The sequence below is a fragment of the Metallibacterium scheffleri genome (genome assembly GCF_002077135.1).
Taxonomy (GTDB): Bacteria; Pseudomonadota; Gammaproteobacteria; order Xanthomonadales; family Rhodanobacteraceae; genus Metallibacterium; species Metallibacterium scheffleri.
Map to the genome: position 1 here is coordinate 409,254 of NZ_LDOS01000001.1, position 19,167 is coordinate 428,420.

The 19,167-nt window shown below is 68.0% G+C and carries 17 protein-coding genes; 15 read left to right on the top strand and 2 right to left on the bottom strand.

Features of this window, described 5'->3' with window-relative positions; translation table 11 throughout:
• Window positions 1–70 precede the first annotated feature (70 nt).
• The 9 genes from Mschef_RS01790 (at window position 71) to Mschef_RS01830 (ending at window position 9,597) form a co-directional block, all read left to right on the top strand.
• The gene (locus tag Mschef_RS01790; protein WP_081126130.1) at window positions 71–487 is read left to right on the top strand and encodes a hypothetical protein; all 417 of its coding nucleotides are present in this window, start codon (window positions 71–73) and stop codon (window positions 485–487) included.
• A gap of 120 nt (window positions 488–607) precedes the next feature.
• A complete protein-coding gene (locus Mschef_RS01795) occupies window positions 608–1,270 on the top strand; it encodes a response regulator transcription factor (protein WP_081126131.1) in 663 nt (220 codons plus the stop codon).
• A gap of 19 nt (window positions 1,271–1,289) precedes the next feature.
• Window positions 1,290–2,597, top strand: coding sequence for an ATP-binding protein (locus Mschef_RS01800; RefSeq protein ID WP_206780144.1), 1,308 nt, complete (start codon window positions 1,290–1,292; stop codon window positions 2,595–2,597).
• A 94-nt stretch (window positions 2,598–2,691) separates the two neighbouring features.
• The gene (locus Mschef_RS01805; protein WP_168708810.1) at window positions 2,692–3,741 is read left to right on the top strand and encodes an efflux RND transporter periplasmic adaptor subunit; all 1,050 of its coding nucleotides are present in this window, start codon (window positions 2,692–2,694) and stop codon (window positions 3,739–3,741) included.
• A gap of 10 nt (window positions 3,742–3,751) precedes the next feature.
• Complete coding sequence (locus Mschef_RS01810) at window positions 3,752–6,814, top strand: efflux RND transporter permease subunit (RefSeq protein WP_081126134.1); 3,063 nt, start codon at window positions 3,752–3,754, stop codon at window positions 6,812–6,814.
• Window positions 6,811–7,128 carry a DUF3240 family protein gene (locus Mschef_RS01815; RefSeq protein WP_081126135.1) on the top strand — a complete coding sequence of 106 codons (318 nt, stop codon included), beginning with the start codon at window positions 6,811–6,813 and terminating at the stop codon, window positions 7,126–7,128. The genes Mschef_RS01810 and Mschef_RS01815 overlap by 4 nt, the downstream gene beginning before the upstream one ends.
• Entirely contained in the window at window positions 7,125–8,519 is a 1,395-nt protein-coding gene (locus Mschef_RS01820) for a TolC family protein (protein WP_081126136.1), read from the top strand. The genes Mschef_RS01815 and Mschef_RS01820 overlap by 4 nt, the downstream gene beginning before the upstream one ends.
• A gap of 68 nt (window positions 8,520–8,587) precedes the next feature.
• Window positions 8,588–9,010 (top strand): alternative ribosome rescue aminoacyl-tRNA hydrolase ArfB, encoded by a 423-nt coding sequence (gene arfB / locus Mschef_RS01825; RefSeq protein WP_081126137.1) that lies wholly within the window; start codon window positions 8,588–8,590, stop codon window positions 9,008–9,010.
• Entirely contained in the window at window positions 9,007–9,597 is a 591-nt protein-coding gene (locus Mschef_RS01830) for a 1-acyl-sn-glycerol-3-phosphate acyltransferase (protein WP_081126138.1), read from the top strand. Before arfB ends, Mschef_RS01830 begins: the two co-directional genes overlap by 4 nt.
• Window positions 9,598–9,734: 137 nt before the next feature.
• Here Mschef_RS01830 and Mschef_RS01835 read toward each other — a convergent pair whose 3' ends face one another.
• Window positions 9,735–9,926 carry a hypothetical protein gene (locus tag Mschef_RS01835; protein ID WP_081126139.1) on the bottom strand — a complete coding sequence of 64 codons (192 nt, stop codon included), beginning with the start codon at window positions 9,924–9,926 and terminating at the stop codon, window positions 9,735–9,737.
• Window positions 9,927–10,522: 596 nt separating this feature from the next.
• Here Mschef_RS01835 and Mschef_RS17570 point away from each other — a divergent pair.
• Together Mschef_RS17570 and mnmG are read left to right on the top strand one after the other, a co-directional pair.
• A complete protein-coding gene (locus Mschef_RS17570) occupies window positions 10,523–10,696 on the top strand; it encodes a hypothetical protein (protein WP_168708809.1) in 174 nt (57 codons plus the stop codon).
• Window positions 10,696–12,564 (top strand): tRNA uridine-5-carboxymethylaminomethyl(34) synthesis enzyme MnmG, encoded by a 1,869-nt coding sequence (gene mnmG, locus Mschef_RS01845; protein ID WP_081126141.1) that lies wholly within the window; start codon window positions 10,696–10,698, stop codon window positions 12,562–12,564. The genes Mschef_RS17570 and mnmG overlap by 1 nt, the downstream gene beginning before the upstream one ends.
• A gap of 60 nt (window positions 12,565–12,624) precedes the next feature.
• On the opposite strand, the gene Mschef_RS01850 is transcribed toward mnmG, so the two are convergent.
• Window positions 12,625–15,009 carry a TonB-dependent receptor gene (locus tag Mschef_RS01850; protein ID WP_081126142.1) on the bottom strand — a complete coding sequence of 795 codons (2,385 nt, stop codon included), beginning with the start codon at window positions 15,007–15,009 and terminating at the stop codon, window positions 12,625–12,627.
• Between the two features lie 303 nt (window positions 15,010–15,312).
• Between Mschef_RS01850 and Mschef_RS01855 the strand changes: the two genes are divergently transcribed.
• From Mschef_RS01855 to Mschef_RS01870, 4 genes are all read left to right on the top strand, one after another.
• Window positions 15,313–16,548, top strand: coding sequence for a glycosyltransferase family 9 protein (locus tag Mschef_RS01855; protein WP_168708808.1), 1,236 nt, complete (start codon window positions 15,313–15,315; stop codon window positions 16,546–16,548).
• 99 nt (window positions 16,549–16,647) lie between these two features.
• Window positions 16,648–16,899 (top strand): outer membrane beta-barrel protein, encoded by a 252-nt coding sequence (locus Mschef_RS01860; RefSeq protein ID WP_206780145.1) that lies wholly within the window; start codon window positions 16,648–16,650, stop codon window positions 16,897–16,899.
• 133 nt (window positions 16,900–17,032) lie between these two features.
• A complete protein-coding gene (locus Mschef_RS01865; protein ID WP_081126145.1) occupies window positions 17,033–18,673 on the top strand; it encodes an IS1634 family transposase in 1,641 nt (546 codons plus the stop codon).
• A 78-nt stretch (window positions 18,674–18,751) separates the two neighbouring features.
• The gene (locus Mschef_RS01870; protein ID WP_136256223.1) at window positions 18,752–19,012 is read left to right on the top strand and encodes an outer membrane beta-barrel protein; all 261 of its coding nucleotides are present in this window, start codon (window positions 18,752–18,754) and stop codon (window positions 19,010–19,012) included.
• Window positions 19,013–19,167: the final 155 nt, after the last annotated feature.

Sequence of the window (19,167 nt, forward strand, 5' to 3'; positions counted from 1 at the left end):
ACGGTGAGCCGGCGCGTGTGCCTAAGGTGACATGGCCGCAACTCGCGGCTCCTACACAGGAGTATTCATCATGCGTAAAACCCCCCTGATCCTGGCCGCGGCCCTGACCGTCACCGGCTTTGCCGCACAGGCGCAAACACCCACCGAGACCCCGCAACAACTGCACGCGCAAACGCGTGAGCACATGCAGACCACGGACGCGCAGCAAATCTATGGCAGCCAGTTGATGACCCCAGCCGAACGCGCGGCCTATAGTCAGCGTTTGCGCGAAGCCAGGACCGTGCAGGCGCGCGATCGGATCCGCGCCGAGCATCATGTGCAGATGCAGGAGCGCGCCAAGGCGCAAGGCGTGACCCTGCCGCCGGCGCCACCGCTTGAGCGTGGCAAAGTGCACCAGAGCAGCCGCCCCGGCATCGGCCAGGGCGCGGGCCAAGGCATCAAGCAGCGCCAGGGCGGTGGCGGTGGTGGCCGCCGCGGCGGCGGTTGATCGCGCGCGCCACGCCTGCACACGCACCGCGCTTTACCTCACGGCCGCAGCCTTGACTGCGGCCGTCTTTTTGCACGCGTGCGTCTTGCCCCGCGCGCAGGCTGCCTGCATGCTGGCCGCATGCGCCTGCTGGTCGTCGAAGATTCCCCGCTGCTCGGCCCCAGCCTCGAACGGGGCCTGCGCGCCGAAGGCCACGCCGTGGACCTGGCCGGCGATGGAGTGACGGCATGCGAATTCCTGCGGCGCTATCCCTACGACGCCATGCTGCTGGACCTGGGCCTGCCGCAGCGCGATGGTGGCGAGGTGCTCAAACGCCTGCGCGCCGCCGGGCGCGACACGCGCGTGCTGGTGCTGTCGGCGCGCGATCAGGTCGAGGACCGCGTCGGTGCGCTGAACCTCGGCGCCGACGATTATCTGGTCAAGCCTTTCGCCTGGGACGAGCTGCTGGCGCGACTGAACGCGCTGCTGCGGCGCAAGAGCGAAGGCGTTCCGCTGCTGCGCCACGGCGCGCTCAGCCTGGACCCGGCCACGCGTCTGGTGCGCGTCGATGCGCAACTGCTGGCGCTGTCGCCACGCGAGTACGCGCTGCTCGAGCTGCTGCTGCGCGCGCGCGGCCAGGTATTCTCGCGCGCGCAATTGTTCGAGCACCTGTACGACGCCGCCAGCGCCACCTCGGACAAGGTCATCGAGGTCCTGCTGAGCACGCTGCGCGCCAAGCTGGCGCAAGCGGGGTTGCCCGAGCTGATCCAGACGCGACGCGGGTTTGGCTATGTGGTGGAGTGATCGCGGCCGGCACTCGCTGTTGCAGCATCTGCTGCTGGTGCAGATGAGCGGCTTGCTGCTGCTGTTCACGGCGCTGTTTTTCGTGCTCGACGGCACCATCGATCGCGAGCTGTACCAGCGCCTGGACAGCGAACTGCTGGATCGCGCGCGCAGCTACGCGGTACTGGTGGCGGTGGGTCACGAAGCCGACCTGCCGCGTGATGATGCGCCCGGCGCCAGTTTCGATCTGCGCGTGCTGACGCCAACGGCGTGGGCCGCGCGGCATCCGGGCGCGGCGCCGCGCATCGGCCAGCCGCGCTATTTCGATACCGTGCTGGCGGACGGCGCGCCGGCGCGCGCGCTGGCCCTGGCGCTGACCGCCGCCGGCCAGCCGCGCGTCCTGTTGTTGGCCGAATCGCGCGAGCGCACCGACCGTCTCGAGCGCCAGCTGCACTACACGCTGCTCGGCGGCATCGTGCTGGCTCTGGCACTGGCCGCGGCACTGGCCACGCTCAGCCTGCGCCGCGAGCTGCGGCCGCTGGCGGAGTTCAGCGCCGTGCTGCGGCGCATCGACCCGGAACACCTGCCCGCATCGCTGCCGCAGCAGGCGTTGCCGCAGGAATTGCAGCCACTGCGCGCTGCGCTGGATGCGACCCTGCAGCGCCACGCCGCCGCGCTGGCGCGCGAGCGCCTGCTGTTGCGCGAAGTCGCGCACGAGTTGCGCACGCCGCTGGCCGAGATGCGCAGCGAGGTGGAGCTGGCGCTGCGCGCGCAGGGTGACCATGCCGCGCTGCACGCGAGCCTGGCCGGCATCGCGCGCCTGCAGCGCATCACCGACAGCCTGCTGTTGCTGGCGCGTTACGAATCCGGCCAAGCGCAACCGCTGCTGGAGCCACTGGATCTGGCGGCGCTGTTGCGCGCGGCCTGCGCGCGCGCGGCGGCGCAAGGCGCCGCGCGCGCGATCACGGTGCAGGTGCAAGCCGAGGACGAGTGCTGGATCAGCAGCGATCCGGTACTGCTCGAACGCATTCTCGACAACCTGCTGCACAACGCAGTCAGCCACGCGCCCGCAGCGAGCCGCGTGCAGGCACATTGTGCGTGCGCGGATGCGGTACGGCTGGTGATCAGCAATGCCGCGCCTGCGCTGGATCCCGCGGACCTGGCGCAATTGGGCCGGCGCTTCTGGCGCAAACGCGCGACGCAGGCCGGCGATGGCCACGCCGGTCTCGGTCTGGCGCTGGCGCAAACCCTGGCCGCGGTACTGCACACACAATTGCGCTTCACGCTGCACGACGGAATCCTGTACGCGCACCTCGGCCCGCTCGCGGCGCTGCACGACACGGCGTGATCAGCGCCGCGGCAGGATGTCGCGCCGCAGGGCTCTTAAGCAGGGTCAAAGCTTCACCGCGCAGGCTGTGCGCATTCCCGCCACGGAGTCGCGCATGTCCCGCCCCGCAATCCTCGCTTTGGCCTGTGCCCTCGCGCTGGCCAGCCTCGGCGCGCACGCCGCGACGCCGATCCAGCTCGACGCCGCGCAGCAACAGGCGCTGGCGATCCGCAGTGGCGCGCCCGAGGCTGCACGCGAAATCCTGCTGACGCAGTTGCCAGCGCTGGTGACGCCGGCCGCGGGCAACGCCGAGGCGGTCACCGCGCCTTACGCCGGCGTGGTCACCTGGATCGGCGCCTATGAAGGCGACAGCGTGCGCCAGGGCCAGGTGCTGGCGCGCGTGCAGAGCCGCGAGGCGATGCTGCTGGCCAGCGAGCTGACCACGGCGCAGAGTGCGGCGGCGGCAGCAAACGCCCAAGCGGCGCGCGATGCCAGCCTGCACCAGGAAGGCATCATCGCCGCCGCGCGCGTCGAGCAAAGCCGTGCCGCGGCCAGTGCCGCCAATGCGCGGCTGCGCGAACTGCGCGCCGCGCAGGCCCTGGCGCCGAAATCCGTGCTGCGCCCGGGTGAATACGAACTGCGCGCACCCTTTGCCGGACGCGTGCTGACGCGCGAGGTGGAGTTGGGTCAGGCGATCGACTCGCTCGGCATGGCCTTCAGCATCGGTCGCGCCGGCCCGGTGGGGCTGGAAATCCAGATTCCGGAAAGCTATCGCGCCCTGCTGCGCCCGGGGCTGGTGGTGCAGTTGCCCGATGGCACGCGCGGCCAGGTGCTGTCCGTCGGCGCGGCCATCGATGCGCGCACGCAAAGCCTCAAATTGCGCGCCACCGCTGCCGGCCCGAAGCTGATGCCCGGCCAGCGCCTGGGAGTGGATCTGGCGCTGCCCGCGCCCGCGCAGACCTGGAAAGTGCCGGCGACGGCGGTCACGCGCAGCCAGAGTGGCGCCACGCTGTATCGGCTCACCGCGCAGGGCTTCGTGCCCGTGCCGGTGACCGTGCTGGACCAGACCGAGAGCGCGCTGTACGTGCAGGCCAGGCTGCCCGCGCAGGCGCGCATCGCGCTCAGCGGCGCACTGGTGCTGGCCGGCCTGGCCGGCGGCGAGTGAGGGCGCGATCATGCTCGATCGACTGATTGCCTTCGCGCTGTCGCAGCGTCTGCTCGCCGTTCTGGCGGCACTGGCGCTGGTGTTGGCTGGCGTGGCCGCCTACCGCGCGCTGCCCATCGACGCATTCCCCGACATCACCCCGACCCAGGTCAAGCTGATCCTGAAAGCGCCGGGGATGACCCCCGAGGAGGTCGAGGCGCGCGTGGTGGTGCCGCTGGAACAGGAACTGCTCGGCATTCCGCACACGCTGATCCTGCGCTCGATCACCAAGTACGCGATCGCCGACATCACCCTCGATTTCGTGGAAGGCACCGATCTGTACTGGGCGCGGCAGCAGGTGGCCGAGCGCTTCGCCGCCGCGCGCGACGTGCTGCCGATGGACGTCAGCGGCGGACTCGCGCCGATCACCACGCCGCTGTCGGACATGATCATGTTCACCATCGAAGGCGGCGGACTGAGCCTGGCCGAACGCCGCACCCTGCTGGACTGGACGCTGCGGCCGGCGCTGCGCACCGTGCCTGGCGTGGCCGAGGTGAACGCGCTCGGCGGCAAGGCCGAGACCTTCGAGGTCATCCCCGAACGCGCCAAGCTCAGCGCCGCCGGCGTCAGCTTCAGCGATGTGATGCGCGCGATCGAGGCCAACAACCGCAACGACGGCGCCGGGCGCCTGAGCGAAGGCGACAGCGCACTGATCGTGCGCAGCGAGGGCGCCATCAAGTCCTTGCATGATCTTCGCCAGATCGTGCTGCGCGCGCCGCCGGGGCAACCTGCGCTGCGCGTGGGTGATGTCGCCGAGGTGCGCATGGGTAGCCTCACGCGCTATGGCGCGGTGACCAAGGACGGCGTGGGCGAGGCGGTCGAAGGCATCGTCGTCGGTCTGCGCGGTGCCGATGCCGCGCGCGTGGTGCGCGGGGTCGAGGCGCGTCTGGCCGAGCTCAAGCCATCACTGCCGCAGGGTGTGCGCATCGAGGTGTTCTACAACCGCAGCACGCTGATCACGCGCGCCGTGGGCACGGTGGAGCGCGCGCTGCTCGAAGCCACGCTGCTGGTGGTGGTGCTGCTGCTGCTGTTTCTCGGTGATCTGCGCGCGGCGCTGGTGGTCAGCCTGACGCTGCCGCTGGCGGCACTGATCACGTTTCTGCTGATGCGCGGTTTTGGCATGAGCGCCAACTTGATGAGCCTGGGCGGCCTCGCCATCGCCATCGGCATGCTGGTCGATGCCGCGGTGGTGGTGATCGAGAACACGGTCAGTGCGCTGGGCCATGCCGACAAGGCGCTGCCACGCCTGCACCGGATCTGGCGCGCCACCGCGGCGGTGGCCAAGCCGGTCACGGCAGGCATCCTGATCATCGTGCTGGTGTTCCTGCCGCTGCTCAGCCTGCAAGGTCTGGAGGGCAAGCTGTTCGCGCCGGTGGCGCTGACCATCGTGTTCGCGCTGGCCGCATCCTTGCTGCTGTCGCTGACCGTGATCCCGGTGCTGGCTTCGTTCCTGTTGAAGGAAGGCGCGCACCGCGAGCCATGGCTGATGCGCATGCTCGAGCGCGGCTACACGCCGCTGCTGGACTGGGCGCTGACGCATCCGAAAACCCTCGGCATCGCGGCCGCGGTGAGCCTGTTGCTGGGTGGCGCCGCCTACGTGAACACCGGCAAGACCTTCATGCCGACCATGGACGAGGGTGATCTGCTGATGCAGCTGATGAAGCCGCCGGCGATCAGCCTGGAACGCTCGGCGGCGATCGATTTGGCCGTGGAACAGCGCATCCGCGCGCGCATCCCCGAGGTCGAGCACGTGATCGCGCGGCTGGGCTCGGACGAGCTGGGCCTGGACCCGATGGGACTCAACGAGACCGACATGTTCCTGCAGCTCAAGCCACAGGATCAGTGGCGGCGCAAGGACAAGGCCTTCATCGCCGAGGAGCTGCGCGCGATCATGCGCGACTTCCCCGGCATCGAGTACGGCTTCACCCAGCCGATCGAGATGCGCGTGGCGGAAATGCTCACCGGTAGCCGCGGCGATGTGGCGGTGAAGATCTTCGGCCCGGACCTGCACGTGCTCGACCAGCTTACGCAGCGTATCGCCGCGGTGCTGGAAGCCACGCCCGGCGCCAGCGACGTGCTGGCGCAAGCCAACGAGGGCGTGCAGTACCTGAGCGTGCGCATCGGCCGCGATCTGGCTGGACGCTACGGGCTGGATGCCGTCGCGGTGCAGGATGAGCTGCGCGCACAGGTCGAGGGCCGCCGTGCCGGCATCGTGCAGCAGGGCGAACGTCGCGTGCCGCTGCTGGTGCGCGGCGATGCCGAGCTGGCGCGCAACCCGAGCCGCTTCGCGCGCCTGGATTTGACGCGCCCCGATGGCACGCTGCCGCTGCAGGCGCTGGCCACCATCGAGCGCAGCGCCGGTCCGGTGGCGGTGCGCCGTGAGAACGCACAGCGCTATGCGCTGATCCAGGCCAATGTCAGCGGCCGTGACCTGGTGGGCTTCGTCGCCGATGCGCAAGCGCGCACGGCCAAGGACGTGCCGCTGCCGCCGGGCTACAGCCTCGCCTGGGGTGGGCAATTCGAGAACCAGCAGCGCGCCGCGGCGCGCCTGGGGCTGGTGGTGCCGGTGGCGCTGGCATTGATCTTTCTGGTGCTGTTCACCACCTTCGGATCCCTGCGCCAGGCGGCGCTGATCCTGGCCAACGTGCCGTTCGCCATGGTCGGCGGCCTCGTCGCGCTGTGGTTGACGCGCGAGTACCTGTCGGTACCGGCTTCGGTGGGCTTCATCGCCCTGCTGGGCATCGCCATGCTCAACGGGCTGGTGCTGGTGGGTTACTTCAACCAGTTGCGCGCCGAAGGCATGGACATGGCACAGGCCGTGCGCCAGGGCGCGATCCGGCGTCTACGCCCAGTCATGATGACCGCCAGCATCACCGCGCTGGGCCTGGTGCCACTGTTGTTCGCCAGCGGCCCCGGCTCCGAGGTACAGCGCCCGCTGGCGATCGTGGTGATCGGCGGCTTGATCAGCTCGACCGCGCTCACGCTGTTGCTGCTGCCTGTCTTGTTCCGCCGCTTTGGTGAGGACCGCCGATGAATCACGATACCGACACGCTGCAACTGGTGCTGATCGCGCCACGCGCGGTCGAAGATGCATTGCTGGATGCGCTGCTCACGGCGCAACCCGCGCTGGGTGGCTTCAGCACCCTGCGCATCGACGGCCACGCCGAGGACTTCCGCCGCGCCAGCGTGCGCGAATTGGTGCGCGGGCGCATCGAGCGCACCCAGTTCACGCTGGTGCTGCCGACTGCGCGCGTAGCGCAACTGCTCGACGCGCTGGGCACGCAGTTCAAGGGCGCCGGCCTGCATTGGTGGACGACGCCGGTCAATGATCACGGGAGATTGGCATGATCCACGCACGACTCACCGCCGCCGCGCTGTGCGGCATCGCGCTGCTGCTGGCGCTGCCGGCACGCGCGCAGGCCGTGCCTGCATCCGCCAGCGCGCAAGCGCCCGCTGCTGCGGTGCCCGCGCCGCGCGCCACGGATGCAGCATTGCCCGATCAGGCACTGGCCATGCGTGCCATCCAGGCGCTGCCCGAGGTGCGGCGCAAGGCGGCGGAGTTCGATGCTGCGCGCGCACGGGCTGACATGCGCAGCATCGGCAATCAGGAGGCGCAAGTCACCTGGATTCCGCAGGATCGGCGCGTGCAGGACGGCACGCATTACCGCGAATGGGAGCTGGACATCAACAAGTCGGTGCGCTGGCCCAACAAATACCTGCTCGACACGCGCATCGGCCAGCTCGGCGTGGAGGCCGCGCGGCTGGGTTTCGAAGATTCGCACCACGCCGGTGCGCGCCTGCTGCTGATGCAGTGGAGCGCATGGCTGCGCGCTGGCAGCGATGCCGCGGTGAGCGCGCGCATCGCGACGCTGATCGAACAGGAACGTGCGATGGTGGCTAGGCGCGTCCATGCCGGTGACGCCGCGCAGAAGGATCTGCTCGCCGCCGATGCGGCGCTGGCCGAGGCACGCGCCAGCGCGATCGAGGCCGGACTTGCCGAACAGAGCGCGCGGCGCACGCTGGCGGCCACGTTTCCGACACTGCCGTTGCCGCAACGCGTACCGCGCGTGGAAAACCCGCCCGCGCTGGCCGGCGCAGCGGCGCAGTGGCAAGCACGCATCGTCGATGTCAGTCATGAAATCGGCATGGCGCGCAGCACCGCCGAGCAGCGCGAGGTGGAAGCGCGCCGCGCGCGCGCCGATCGCGTGCCCGATCCGGTGGTCGGCGTGCGCGTGCTCAGCGATCTGGGCGGGCGCGAGAAGGTGTATGGCGTGATCCTGGGCTTGCCGCTGGGCTTTCGCTATCGCGGCGCGCAGGCCGCCGAGGCCGGCGCGCAGGCGCAGGCCGCGGCGCAAGATCTCAGCCTGGTCACGCGCGAGGTGCATTTGTCGGCCGCGCAGGTCGTGACCCAAGCCGAAGCGTTGCATGCGCTGTGGCGGCAACGCGCGCTGGCGCAAACCGCGGCGACAGCGAGTCTGGAGAAAACGCGTCGCGCCTATGCATTGGGCGAAGCCGGCATCAGCGAGGTGCTGCTGGCCGCGCAGGGCGCCTCCAAGGCTGATCAGGCCGCTGGTCGCGCCGCGGTGGATGCGCTGTACGCGGTCGAGCGCGTCGCGGTGGATGCGCACGCGCGCTGGCACCGCCATGCCGAGGCGGCGCACGACGGCGCCGACCACGATGCCGATGCCTCGCCTGCAGGCAATGCCGGCGCGGTGAAATTGCCGACACTGGGCGAGTGACTTCGTCACGACGCGTGCGTATCGCATGCACGATCCAGTCGCGCGAAAGCGCCTGATATGCTCGCGCCATGCTCATCATCAGTCCCGGCCTGCGCCTGCCCGAGCACGAGTTGGTCGAGCGTTTCCTGCGTGCCGACGGCCCCGGCGGACAGCATGTCAACCGCACCGAAAGCGCGGTGGAATTGCGCTTCGACGTGCTGCATTCGACGGCGCTGTCCGCGGATCTGCGCGCGCGCCTGCTGGCGCGCCACGATCGGCGCCTGAATCAGGCCGGCGTGCTGGTGCTGCAGGCGCGGCGCTTTCGCGATCAGGCGCGCAACCGCAGCGACGCGCGCGCGCGTCTGACGGCATGGATCCGCGCCGCGCTGGTCGCACCGAAGCCACGCAAGGCCACGCGCCCGCCGCGCGCTGCGGTCGAGCGTCGTCTGACCAGCAAACGCATCGGCGCGCGGCGCAAGCGCGCGCGCGGCCGCCCGGACGCCGACGCGTGAACGGCTATCTGCCGCCCGCCGCGCCGCCGCGCGCGCCGCAGCACACGCCGGGTATCGGCGCGCGGGTGTGCCGCTGGATCGTGTTGCGCGCCGGCTGGCGTCTCGAAGGCACGCTGCCGGACGTGGCCAAGGTGATCCTGGTCGGCGCGCCGCATTCCTCGTTCTGGGATGGCGTCTGGGGCATGCTGATGAAGACCGCGCTGGGCCTGCGCATCGGCATCATGATCAAGGCCGAGCTGTTTCGCGGTCCGCTGGGCTGGCTGCTGCGCAAACTGGACGCCATCCCGGTGCAGCGCAAGCGCGCTTTCGGTGTGGTCGAGCAGATGGTGCGGCATTTCGCCGACAGCGATGCGCTGTGGCTGGGCATTACGCCGGAAGGCACGCGGCGCGCGGTCGTGCGCTGGCGCTCCGGTTTCTGGCAGATCGCGCGCGGCGCGCAGGTGCCGGTCCAGCTGGTCTATCTGGACTACCCGAGCAAGACCATCGGCCTCGGCCCCCTGTGGCACATGGGCCCCGACCTCGACGCCGAGATGGCGCGCATCCGTGCGTTTTACGCACCGTATCGCGGCAAGCATCGCGGCGTGTGAAGCGTGCGAATCAGCTACGAAGCGCAGGCCACGTTGGACGTGGCCTGCCAAGGTCGTCCCTGACCGCGGCGCTCCCGCTTGCGCGCGGATGACGCCCTAGGATTTGTTGCACCGGCAATGCGCGCGGCGGGTGCCGCTCAGGCCGGCAGCTGCGCCAGCGTATCGTTGAGGCGCTGCATGCGTGCCTGGATCTGCGGAATCAGTCTGGCGCGCTCGTCCTCGGCCTTGCGCTGCTGGATGGCGTCGAGGGCAAGCTCCAGGGTGCCGACCTGGACCATCAGATCGTGGCGCTGGCGGATCAGGTTCAAATCGAGGCTCATGGCGGTCATGATGTGGACTCCCGGTGATGGACGGGAGGTGTGATGCATGTCGCATGCCAAGCTGGAGAATGAACGTCGACTGCACCAGAAACGCGACAACGCGCGGTTCGCCTTGACACTGCAGGGCAGCCGATGACAACTTGCGGCCATTCCTGCGTGTTACGCGGTGTTACAGCACACAGGACGCCGCTTTTCAGGCTTCTGGCGCCCGGCTCAAACGGTCATCCTGGATTCCCCCTGTTCCTGTGACCGCCGGGCGCCAGATCTTCTCTTTGCACTCGCTGCGCACCAGTCCTGCTCGTCGCGTCCGCGTGCATGCATCCGGCACGACTGCGGCCGGTGGCGCAGCAAAAAAACGGCCCGGGCAAGCCCAGGCCGTTGCTTCCTCCCATCCTCGCGCGACCGGCCCCTGAATTCCGGTCTTGGCGTGCTCGCGAACGCGTTGCGGGATGGAAGTGCGAGAATAGGGCAGCAGGTTCCATGCCATGCCGACTGCGCCTGTGGTGACAGGGACTTGCATGATTTTCGCGGCAACGCCGGGTGACGCGGCGCGGCGCAGAGCGGCGCACCGCGGCGGCGGACCCACCTCAACGGATCAGGCAGTGATGGAAACCTTCGATGTCATCGTCGGCGGCGGTGGGCGCAAGGCATGCCTTGCGCGCGTGCGGCAGGACTGCCGCACGCCGGGTGACTTGGCGCGCGCAGGAGGCGCGGGCCTAGTCACCGTCGTGAGCGCCGCCGGCGCGGCGTCAAAACAACCCCAGCGGATCAGGCAGTGATGGAAACCTTCGATGTCATCGTGGTGGGCGGCGGCCACGCCGGCACCGAAGCGGCCCTGGCTGCCGCGCGCAGCGGCGCGCGCACGCTGCTGCTCAGCCACAGCATCGACACACTCGGGCAGATGAGCTGCAACCCGGCCATAGGCGGCATCGGCAAGGGCCATCTGGTGCGCGAGATCGAGGCGCTGGGCGGACTGATGGGCCGCGCCGCCGACGCCGCCGGCATCCATTGGCGCACGTTGAATGCCTCCAAGGGCCCGGCGGTGCGCGCCACGCGCTGCCAGGCGGATCGTGCGCTATACAAGGCACATGTGCGCGGCGTGCTGGAGCACACGCCCAATCTGCGCTTGTTCCAGCAGGCCGTCGATGACGTGTTGCTCGAAGGCACGCGCGTAGTGGGCGTGCGCACGCAGATGGGTGTGGAGTTCCGCGCGCGCGCGGTGGTGCTGACCGCGGGCACGTTCCTGGCCGGCAAGATCCATGTCGGGCTTGAGCACTATGCCGGCGGCCGCGCTGGCGAGGCACCGGCGCAGCGCCTGGCCGAACGGCTGCGCGAACTCGATCTGGGCGTGGGTCGGCTGAAGACCGGCACGCCACCGCGCCTCGACGCGCGCACGGTGGATTTCAGCGCGATGCAACCGCAGCCGGGCGAAACCCCGCTGCCGTGCTTCGCGCTGGATGGCCGCGGCACACCGGCACCGCGCCAGGTCGATTGCCACATCACGCACACGCAGCCCGCCACGCACGCCATCATCCGCGCCGCGCTGGATCGATCGCCGCTGTACAGCGGACGCATCGAAGGCGTCGGGCCGCGCTACTGCCCGTCGATCGAGGACAAGGTGGTGCGTTTCGCCGACAAGGAGCAGCACCAGATCTTCGTCGAACCCGAGGGCCTGGACAGCGGCGAGCTGTACCCCAACGGCATTTCCACATCCCTGCCCTACGACGCGCAGCTGGCGCTGGTGCGCAGCATCCCCGGGCTGGAGCGCGCGGAAATCACGCGCCCCGGCTACGCCATCGAATACGATTACTTCGATCCGCGCGGCCTCAAGCCCTCACTGGAAACCAAGGCGCTGGCCGGGCTGTTTTTCGCCGGCCAGATCAACGGCACCACCGGTTATGAGGAAGCCGCCGCGCAGGGCCTCATTGCAGGATTGAACGCCGCGCGCAGCATACGTGGACAGGCGCCGTGGACGCCCGGCCGCGACGCGGCCTACATCGGCGTGCTGATCGACGATCTGGTGACCTTGGGCACCAGCGAGCCCTACCGCATGTTCACCTCGCGCGCCGAGTACCGCCTGTTGCTGCGCGAGGACAACGCCGATCTGCGTCTGGGCGAACAGGCACACGCGCTGGGCCTGATCGATGACGCAGCGCTGGCGCGTGTGCAAGGCAAACAGGCTGCGATCGCGGCCGAGAGCGCGCGCCTGGCGACACTGTGGGCCGGTCCGGGCAATGCACTGGGCGCGGCGCTGGCGCAAGCCGGCATCGTGCTGACGCGCGAGAACAGCGCGCTGGACCTGCTGCGCCGGCCCGAGCTGGACTACCCGCGGCTGATGCAGATCGAAGGCTTCGGCCCCGGTCTCGATGACTCCGCCGCGGCACTGCAACTGGATGTGCAGGCGCGCTACGCGGGTTACCTGCAGCGCCAGCAGGAGGAGATCGAACGCCAGCGCCAGCAGGCCGACACACCGATCCCCGGTGATTTCGATTACGCCGGCGTGCGCGGACTCTCGGCCGAGGTGCAGGGCAAACTGCAGGCGATCCGCCCGGCCAGCATCGGCCAGGCCGGGCGCATCAGCGGCGTCACGCCCGCCGCCATCGGTCTGCTGCTGGTGCACCTGAAGCGGCGCAGCCACGCGGCCTGAGGCGATTGCGCATCCAGGCGCGACTTGCATTGCTTTGCGGGCTGCGCGAAGGACCCACCTTCAGAACTTCACGTCCAGCGTGCCGTAGATGACCCGCGGCGTGCCCGGCAGTGCCAGCACGTAGCCCGCCGTAGGTGTGTTGTACAGCCCGCCGGAAGAAATCTCCTCGAAGCTGTTGTAGCGCTTGCCCAGCGCGTTGAGCATTTCGAGGCTGAGCTCGACCGAATGCGCGAGGCCACCGGCCAGATCGCGCGGCAGTTCCGCGCCCACCGACAGATTCAAGGTGCCGTAGGCCGGCATGGTCTGCTGGCTGGGTGCGCCGAGGTTGTTGTCGAAGACGTGCTGGCTGCCGGTGTACTGGTACCAGACGCGCGGCGTCAGCACGATGCCGCCACCCATCGGGGCGCGATAGTAGGCGCCGGCATTGAACGTGGTATCCGGCACGTAGGACACCGGCAGGCCGTCGTAGTTGGTGCCTTGGAACGCGTAGTGGTTGAAGTGCGCCTGCTCGAAGTTGGCGTTGCCGAACAGATGCGCCTTGCCCAGCGCGCCCTCGGCGCTGAGGTTGACGCCGTGGTAATTCGAATCGCCCGTGCCCAGGCCGAGGAACTGACCGTTGCCGCTGGACACGCCGATGAACTCGTTGCTGAAGTGCAGGTGGTAGTAGTTGCCGCTGAGCAGCACATCGCGGAACGCGCCCACGTGGTACCAATGCATCTTCATGCCGGCCTGCCATTCGAGGCCACGCTCGAGGATGTTGCCGCCCACCGGCTGGCTCTGATAAAGCCCGCCGCCGCCGCCCACCGAAGGCAGGCGATAAGCCACGCCCCAGTTGCCGAACAGTGCCAACCAGCGCAGTGGCTGCCAACGCGCGCTGATGGAGGGCTCGATGCGGTCGTAGTTGGTGCTCGCCGCGGGCAGCTTGCCTTGGTCGTTTTGCGGATACAGCGCATAGGCCTGGGCGAAATCGACATTGCCGCGCGGGTAATAATCGGTGTGGAAACTCACCGCACGCAGTCCCGGGGTGATGCTGACGCCGCGCACCGGGGTGATCGTGTCTTGCACGAAAGCGGCCAGATCGGTCACGTACCAGTAATCGCTGCGAAACTTGGCGTTGGGCACCAGATACGAGCCGAAGTACGGTGCCAGCGGGCTGTAGAAAGCGTTGCGCGAGTTGTACTCGCTGTTGAGGAAATAGCCGCCCACGGCGAGGTCGTTGTAGGGCAGAGCGATTTCTGCCGACAGCTTGTCGCCATAGGTTTTCGAGTACGGATTGTTGTATTCGTACAGGTTGCTGGCGCCATCGACGTAGTTGTTGAAGTGTTTGTGCAGGCGGTTGCCTTTGCGATACCAGCTCAGGTTGTGCAACGTGGTGATGGCGTCCAGGCGCAGGTTCTGCCGCGCGTACAGCAGCCAGGTGCGGTTGTAGTCGTCCTTGGCCCAGACGTTCTGGTTGAGCGCGCTGTAGTAGCCGGTGGTCTGCTGGCTGAGCAGCGGTCCCGGGTTGGGGTTGCCGTTGGCGTCCTGGCCGTTGACGCTGATGCCCGGCACCGGCGTCAGCGGGATCGGCGTGGGCCGCCAGCCGTGACCGTCGCCGATATAGCCGCCGAAGCTGACATCGCCGTTGCCGAAGGTCTTGCGCGTCTTGAAGTAGCCCGCGAAGTTCTTGCTGGGCCAGGCATAGCCATCGGGCGAGCGGCGGAAGTTGTCGGCGCTGCCGGTGCCGCCGGCGAGCACGGTTTCCCAGCCGCCGATGGCGCCGGTCTGCAGGCTGAAGAACACGTTGCGACTGTTGTAGCTGCCATCACTCAGCGCGATCTGCCCGCCGGGCTTGGCGCTGGGCTGCAGCGGCACGAAGGCCAGCGCGCCGCCGATGTTGTTGTACCAGCGATCGACCGGATCGCCGGGGCCATAGGTGACGCGGATGCCCTCGAGCAGGGCGTTCTGCGGCAACTGCGATGACTGCCACAGACTCGTCGCCGGGCTGGCCATCGGCACGCCATCGAAACTGACCGCGATGCTGCCATCGTCGATCTGCCCGCCGGAGAATCCGCCCCAGCCCTGCTTGATGCCATTGATGCTGATCATGTACTTCGTGCTGCCGGTGGCACCGTAACTGCTCACCGCCACGCCAGGCGCGTACGCCAGCGCCTGCGCCGCGCCGGCCAGCGGCCCGGCGGCGGCGATCTGCTGTTTGTCCAGCACTTTGTCGCCCAGCGCCGATTTGAAAATGGCGCGCTGGCTGAGGCCGCGCACGTCGATGCCTGCGCTGTGCAGCACGTTGGCTTTCACCACCACGCGCTGCATGGTTTGCGCATGCTTGTCAGCCAGCGGTTCGACCTGCTGCGCGTGGACCGTGGCGGGGGTGACCAAGGCCAGCGCGATGGCGACGGTCAGCGTGCGGGATGCGGTTGGATACAGGCTGCGTGCGCTGCTGCGGATCATGGCGGACCTCAGGAGTTCGGGACAGTGATCGCATGCTCGACGCCACGCATTGCCGCGTTGTGGCACTGCACTCAAGAAAATATGGCGGCGTGTTCACGGTTCCGTGAGTTCTCCACTGTGCCGCGCCCGATGGCCCGGCCTGTGCACGCGCAGCGCGCGCTCGCATACCCGGCTTACGTCGTTTTCAGGAACGTGTAATCCGCAGCCGCTTGTTCGCGAATGGCGGTGGCGGTCTGCTTCCAACTTGGCCGGAATCAACCGGCCATGCCGGTTTGCGCCGGCCCGCTTTTCCCGGAAACTCCAATGTTCAAGCGCGTGCTGCGCCAGCGTGCAAATGATGCCTGCCGCGACCGCGCCGCAAGGTGCCGCGGATCGCTGCGCGGCGTGCTCAAGGCACTACGGATGCAGGTGAAAGTGCCGACCATGCGCTGGATATCGGCGCTGGCCGCGGGGCCGCTCGACCGGCGTCCGCGTGTGGTTGGGGACCTGGACGCGCAACCGCCGCAGCGGATCCTCGTGATCCGCTGCGATCGCATCGGCGATCTGCTGTGCAGCACACCCCTGATCGCGGCGCTGCATCGCAAGTGGCCAGAAGCCGGGATCACGCTGGTGGGCAGCCCGAAGAATCGGGCGGTCGCGCCGCTGCTGCCCTACCTGATGCCAGGTCCGGAGTTCCGCCGTGATCCGCTGGCATGGGTACGCCTGATTATGTGGTTGCGGCGCCAGCGTTTCGATCTCGCGGTCAGCCTGCGCACCGAGGTGCTGTCGGGCGTGCTGATCTCGGCGCTGAGCCGGGCACCCGTGCGCATGGTGGCCAATGCGTCACCGCGCACGGCACCCGCGTTCAATCTCGTGCTCGGTTGCGAGGATGCGCACCATCTGCGGCGCTACTGGCGGGCGGCGCAGCGACTGGGCGTCGTGTTCTCCGCGCCGCGTCCGGTAATCGAAGTGCCGGAAGCGGCTGATCGCCACGCCGCCGAAATGCTGCGCGCGCTGGCGATTGCGGACGCTAAGCCATTGGTCGGGGTTGCCATCCCCAATCGCGCAAACCGCCGACATCGCGTACGGGCGTGGTCAAGCGACGCGTTGGTGCATTTCGTGAAGGCACTGGTGGCCCATGGCGCATGCGTCATCTTGTTGGCGGCAGGCGTGGAGCAAGTGGAAGCCTTCGCCGTCCACGCCGCTGTACCGCAAACGCGGGTGCTGCCGAATCTGACACTGGCGGAGATGGCTGGCGTGCAGCATCGGCTCGATCTCTGGGTGTCCACGCCCACCGGGCCATTGCATCTCGCCGATGCGGCCGGCACGCCGACCGTGATGGTGTGCACGGATCCGTTCGTACTGGGCTGGGCTCCGCAGGGTGTACGGCATCGCCAGGTGTGTGCAACAGACGCGCGCGACATCGCACCCGAGGCGGTTTTGGCTGCTGCGCTGGAACTGTTGGCGCTGCAGCCGGCCGCTGCGCAGCGGCGCTCCAGGGACGTGCCGGGCTCGATGCCAGCCGCATCATCCAGGCGCAGGACACCCGTCTCGATGTGAAGTGACTCGCCCGAAACAGGTTCGTCAGACTGCATCTGCCTCGCAGTCCATCCCATGTTGACGCCGCAGAAATCCCATTCCCACCCGAGAAGGACGCAAATGATGAGAAAGTTCATGATGGTGATGCTTTTGACGGCAGTAGCGGCTGCGCCCGCAGCGTATGCCAGCCCTGGCTTTGATTTCGGAGCCAATATTGCAAGGACGACAACATCCGGATATGGAAATTCGTCTGATTTCGGGTTGACAGCAGGTTATGATTTCAACCGATCGATGGGCGTGGAGGGTGGCTATGAGTCATTGATGGGCTATGAAATGACCCTGCTGACCCAAGTTCCGCAGTTCGCGGCCTGATTTTCGTGTTTTGGCGAGCTGGGATCGTTGTGGCTCAAGGGGTTGCGTGGGCGAAACGCGGCAATGCTGTTGTGTCACGCATTGTATGTAATGTGTAATTGGAATGGTGTTTTGCACGTGATACCGTTGTCCCATGTACACGCGCATCAGCCGCTCCGGCGGACGCAGCTACTTGCAGCTCGTGGAGGGCTATCGCACCGACACCGGTACGGTGCGCCAGCGCATCGTCGCCACCCTGGGGCGGCTTGATCAGCTGGAGCCCAAACACCTCGATCCGTTGATCCAGGGACTCCACCGCGCGCTGGGACGCGCCGAGCCCACGGCGGCCCCGGTGACGTATGAGAGCGCGCGGACGTATGGCGATGTCTACGCCCTGCACGCCTTGTGGACCGAGCTGGGCTTTGCCGATGCTGTGCGCGCGGCCTTGCGCTCATCCCGGCGCAGCTTCGATGCCGAGGCGCTGGTGCGGGCGATGGTGTTCAACCGCCTGTGCGCGCCGGACTCCAAGCTGGGTTGTCTGGACTGGCTGCAGACGGTGGCGATCCCGGGCATGCCGGAGGAGGTGACCCACGACCAACTGCTGCGCACCATGGACGCCCTGATGGATCGCGCCGAGGCGGTGGAGGCGCGCATCGCGCGCCAGCTGCACCCGCTGTTGGACCAGCAGCTGTCGGTGGTGTTCTACGACCTGACCACGGTGCGCATCCACGGCGCCGCCGAGCTGCCCGGGGATGTGCGCGCGTTCGGGCTGAACAAGGAGACCGGCGGGATCGCCCGCCAGTTCGTCCTGGGGGTGGTGCAGTCGGCGGAGGGCTTGCCGCTGATGCACACGGTGCATGCGGGCAACGTCGCCGAGACCAAGACGCTCAAGGCGATGCTGGAAGCGGTGCTGCAGCGGTTTGCGGTGGAGCGGGTGATCGTCGTCGCCGATCGCGGGCTGCTGAGCCTGGACAACGTGGCCGAGCTAACGCAGGTGGCAGAAAGCACGCAGCGGCAGCTGCAGTTCATCCTGGCGGTGCCGGCGCGCCGCTATGGCGAGCTGGGCGGCACGCTGGCGGCACTGGACTTTCAGGACGGCCTCGCCGAAGGCACCTTCGCCGGCCATCGATTGGTGGTGGCGCACGACCCGGTGCGCGCGGCCGAGCAGGCGGCCAAGCGGCGCGCCCGGATCCAGGAACTCGAGGCCTTCGCGCAGACCCTGGTGCGCAAGCTCGATGCCCAGGACGAAGGACAGAGCGCGCGCGGCCGCAAGGCCAGCGATCGCGGCGCCTACAGCCGCTTTGCGCGCGCCGTCGCCGAGGCCGAGCTGACGCGCTTTGTCCAGGCCGACTATCAGGCGGAGCGCTTCAGTTATCACCTCGATGAAGAGGCCATCGCCTGGGCCGAGCGCTTCGACGGCAAGCTGGTCCTGCTGAGCAACGTCAGCGACTTCAGCGCCGCCGAGATCCTCGCGCGCTACAAATCCCTGGCCGACATCGAGCGCGGCTTCCGGGTGCTCAAGAGCGATCTGGAGATCGCCCCGGTGTACCACCGCCTGCCGGAACGCATCCGCGCACATGCGCTGATCTGCTTCCTGGCGCTGGTGCTGTATCGGGTGATGCGCATGCGACTGAAGGCCAGCGGCAGCACGACCAGCCCGAAGACCGCCCTGGAGATCCTGCGCCGCATCCAGCAGCACCACGTCGCCATTGGTGATCACGCCTACCGCGGCGTCAGCAAGACCACCCCGGAGCAACTCGCCCTGTTCGATGCGTTGACCCTACCGAAACTCTGATCCCCCGTCTGTTGTGTCATTTTTGCCTGCTCGCCCACAGGCCAATCAATCACTTGTGCGTTTAGCTGCGGAACTTGGGTGCTGAGCGTGAGTGCGCTCGGTCGTTACCGGATTTCTGACCACATCCACCTGCTGGGTCTATTGGGCATGTCGTATTGGACCGAGAGTCCAACCGGAAAGTACAAAGCCAGCGGCATCGATCCACTGCTGGGTTTGGGGTTGTCTTACAGCTTGACCAAGGCCGTGAGTATTCGCGCCGAATACCAATTCGTTCCTCATTTCAATGGCCTCGGCACAAATTTGAATACATTCCTGCTCGGCGTCAATTTTCGTTTCTGAACAAAATGAGGCGTCCGCATTTTCAACACGCAGCGCCTGGGCAAAACTGCGCCCGCCCGATGGCGCGCTCACCGGATTCTGGCTGCGCGCACCTTGGGAACCTGCATCAAGCACGTGCGTGCTCGATGCGCGACAAGCCATCCATGGCTTGGGCA

Bases quoted from the DNA above. Each gene is read 5' to 3' on its own strand.
- Mschef_RS01815 (WP_081126135.1), top strand. From the start codon at position 6,811: ATGAATCACGATACCGACACGCTGCAACTGGTGCTGATCGCGCCACGC.
- Mschef_RS01790 (WP_081126130.1), top strand. From the start codon at position 71: ATGCGTAAAACCCCCCTGATCCTGGCCGCGGCCCTGACCGTCACCGGC.
- Mschef_RS01860 (WP_206780145.1), top strand. From the start codon at position 16,648: ATGATGAGAAAGTTCATGATGGTGATGCTTTTGACGGCAGTAGCGGCT.
- Mschef_RS01850 (WP_081126142.1), bottom strand. From the start codon at position 15,009: ATGATCCGCAGCAGCGCACGCAGCCTGTATCCAACCGCATCCCGCACG.
- Mschef_RS01835 (WP_081126139.1), bottom strand. From the start codon at position 9,926: ATGACCGCCATGAGCCTCGATTTGAACCTGATCCGCCAGCGCCACGAT.
- Mschef_RS01820 (WP_081126136.1), top strand. From the start codon at position 7,125: ATGATCCACGCACGACTCACCGCCGCCGCGCTGTGCGGCATCGCGCTG.
- arfB (WP_081126137.1), top strand. From the start codon at position 8,588: ATGCTCATCATCAGTCCCGGCCTGCGCCTGCCCGAGCACGAGTTGGTC.
- Mschef_RS01855 (WP_168708808.1), top strand. From the start codon at position 15,313: ATGTTCAAGCGCGTGCTGCGCCAGCGTGCAAATGATGCCTGCCGCGAC.
- Mschef_RS01810 (WP_081126134.1), top strand. From the start codon at position 3,752: ATGCTCGATCGACTGATTGCCTTCGCGCTGTCGCAGCGTCTGCTCGCC.
- Mschef_RS01795 (WP_081126131.1), top strand. From the start codon at position 608: ATGCGCCTGCTGGTCGTCGAAGATTCCCCGCTGCTCGGCCCCAGCCTC.
- mnmG (WP_081126141.1), top strand. From the start codon at position 10,696: ATGGAAACCTTCGATGTCATCGTGGTGGGCGGCGGCCACGCCGGCACC.
- Mschef_RS17570 (WP_168708809.1), top strand. From the start codon at position 10,523: ATGGAAACCTTCGATGTCATCGTCGGCGGCGGTGGGCGCAAGGCATGC.
- Mschef_RS01865 (WP_081126145.1), top strand. From the start codon at position 17,033: ATGTACACGCGCATCAGCCGCTCCGGCGGACGCAGCTACTTGCAGCTC.
- Mschef_RS01805 (WP_168708810.1), top strand. From the start codon at position 2,692: ATGTCCCGCCCCGCAATCCTCGCTTTGGCCTGTGCCCTCGCGCTGGCC.